The 2,544-nt window shown below is 65.8% G+C and carries 1 protein-coding gene and 2 pseudogenes; all 3 read right to left on the reverse strand.

The genetic code is table 11. From position 1 onward, the window contains the following. Positions 1-817: pseudogene (locus QZ847_RS07680) on the reverse strand (F0F1 ATP synthase subunit beta); the annotation flags it as partial. A gap of 24 nt (positions 818-841) precedes the next feature. Further along, positions 842-1,732: a F0F1 ATP synthase subunit gamma gene (locus QZ847_RS07685; protein ID WP_294355055.1), complete on the reverse strand. Its 891-nt coding sequence runs from the start codon at positions 1,730-1,732 to the stop codon at positions 842-844. A gap of 115 nt (positions 1,733-1,847) precedes the next feature. Further along, a pseudogene (locus QZ847_RS07690) lies at positions 1,848-2,544 on the reverse strand (F0F1 ATP synthase subunit alpha); the annotation flags it as partial.

A 2,544-nucleotide genomic window follows, 5' to 3' on the forward strand; every position in this document is an offset into this window, starting at 1 on the left:
GGAAGATGTTGTCGACGAAGAAGAGCACGTCCTGGCCCTCCTGGTCACGGAAGTACTCGGCGATCGCGAGACCCGAGAGCGCGACGCGCGCGCGGGCGCCCGGCGGCTCGTTCATCTGACCGTATACCAGCGCGACCTTCGAGCCCTCGCTGATCGCGTTGCCGTCCGCGTCTTTGGCGATGACACCCGCGTCCAAGAACTCGTGGTAGAGGTCGTTGCCCTCGCGGGTGCGCTCACCCACGCCCGCGAACACCGACGTGCCGCCGTGGCCCTTGGCGATATTGTTGATCAGTTCCTGGATCAGCACGGTCTTGCCGACGCCGGCGCCGCCGAACAGGCCGATCTTGCCACCCTTCGCGTACGGCGCGAGCAGGTCGATGACCTTGATGCCGGTGACGAGGATCGCGCTCTCGGTCGACTGGTCGACGAACAGCGGGGCCGAGGCGTGGATCGGCGCGCGCAGGTCGGTCTGCACCGGACCGCGCTCGTCGATCGGCTCACCGACGACGTTCAGGATGCGGCCGAGCGTCATCGGACCGACCGGCACGGTGATCTGGTTGCCGGTGTCGGTCACGTTCTGGCCGCGGGTCAGCCCCTCGGTCGAGTCCATCGCGATCGTGCGAACGGTGTTCTCGCCCAGATGCTGCGCGACCTCGAGCACGAGGCGGTTGCCGTTGTTGTCGGTCTCAAGTGCCGACAGGATCGCGGGCAGGTGGTTGTCGAACGACACGTCGACGACCGCGCCGATCACCTGGCTGATGCGACCCACATTGTTGCTGCCCGAGACGTTGGGGCGGTCATCGAGGACGGTTGCCATGTTCTGCTTCCTGCTTCTGAATGCTTAAAGCGCTTCGGCGCCGGAGATGATCTCGACCAGTTCGGTCGTGATCGCGGCCTGACGCGTGCGGTTGTACTGGATCGAGAGGCGATTGATCATGTCGCCGGCGTTGCGGGTGGCATTGTCCATCGCGTTCATGCGGCTGCCCTGCTCCGACGCGGCGTTTTCGAGCAGCGCACGGAACACCTGCACCGCGACGTTGCGCGGCAGCAGGTCGTCGAGGATCTTCTCCTCGCTCGGCTCATACTCGACTGCCGCGTCGCCGTCGTTCGACAGCGTCGGGGCGAGCTTGGGATCGCGCGTCGGCACCGACACCGGGATGATCTGCTGCGTGGTCGGGATCTGCACCAGCGCCGACTGGAACTTGGCGTAGAACAGGTGCGCGACGTCGAACTCGCCCGAGGCATAGCGCGCGAGCAAATCGTCGGCGATCGCCTTCGCCTCGTCGAAGCGCGCCACCTTCATCGTCGACAGATCATGATCGGCGACGACGCCGGTCGGATAGAAGCGTTTGATCACGCGGCCCTTGCGGCCGACCGTGTAGAAACGGACGGTCTTGCCCGCGGCCTCCAGCTCCTCGGCCTTGCGGCGCGCGGCGCGGACGATGTTGGTGTTGAACGCACCCGCGAGACCACGCTCGGAGGTGACGACCACCAGCATGTGGACCTGATCCTTGCCGGTACCCGCGAGCAAGGGCGATGCGCCCTCACCACCCGCACGCGCGGCGAGGCTGGCGACCACGCTCTCGATCCGCTCGGCATAAGGGCGGCCGGCCATCGCCGCCTCCTGCGCGCGGCGCAGTTTGGCAGCGGCGACCATCTTCATCGCCTTGGTGATCTTCTGGGTCGACTTGACCGAGTTGATCCTGATCTTGAGGGCCTTGAGAGACGCCATTCATTTCCTCTTACCGTCACCGCGAGCGGATCGGGATCAGCGTTCGCCGGGGCCGTGTCGCTTGGGGCGGCCCCTCTCCCAACCCTCTCCCCGGCGGGAAGAGGGCTTTGTTCTCTTACGCGAAGGTCTTCGCGAAGGAGTCGAGCGCACCCTTGAGCTTGCCTTCGCTGTCCTTGCTCAGCTCGCGGCTGTCGCGGATCGCGGTCAGCACGTCGGCGTGCTGCTCGCGCATGAAGCTGAGCATCGCTGACTCGTAGCGCACGACGTCCTGCACCGCGACCTGATCGAGATAGCCGTTGGTGCCGGCGTAGATCGACACCGTCTGCTCCTCGAAGGGCATCGGGTTGAACTGCGGCTGCTTGAGCAGCTCGGTCAGGCGCGCGCCGCGGTTGAGCAGCTTTTGCGTCGAAGCGTCGAGGTCCGAACCGAACTGCGCGAACGCCGCCATCTCGCGGTACTGCGCGAGCTCGAGCTTGATCGAGCCCGACACCTTCTTCATCGCCTTGGTCTGCGCGGCGCCACCGACGCGGCTGACCGAGAGGCCGACGTTGATCGCGGGGCGAACGCCGGCGAAGAACAGGTCGGTTTCGAGGAAGATCTGGCCGTCGGTAATCGAGATCACGTTGGTTGGAATATAGGCCGACACGTCGCCCGCCTGCGTCTCGATGATCGGCAGCGCGGTCAACGAACCGGCGCCATTGGCGTCGTTCATCTTGGCCGCACGCTCCAGCAGACGGCTGTGCAGATAGAAGACGTCGCCCGGATAGGCTTCACGGCCCGGCGGACGGCGCAGCAGCAGCGACATCTGGCGG

This window comes from uncultured Sphingomonas sp., assembly GCF_913778135.1.
Taxonomy (GTDB): Bacteria; Pseudomonadota; Alphaproteobacteria; order Sphingomonadales; family Sphingomonadaceae; genus Sphingomonas.

Bases quoted from the DNA above. Each gene is read 5' to 3' on its own strand.
- QZ847_RS07685 (WP_294355055.1), bottom strand. From the start codon at position 1,732: ATGGCGTCTCTCAAGGCCCTCAAGATCAGGATCAACTCGGTCAAGTCG.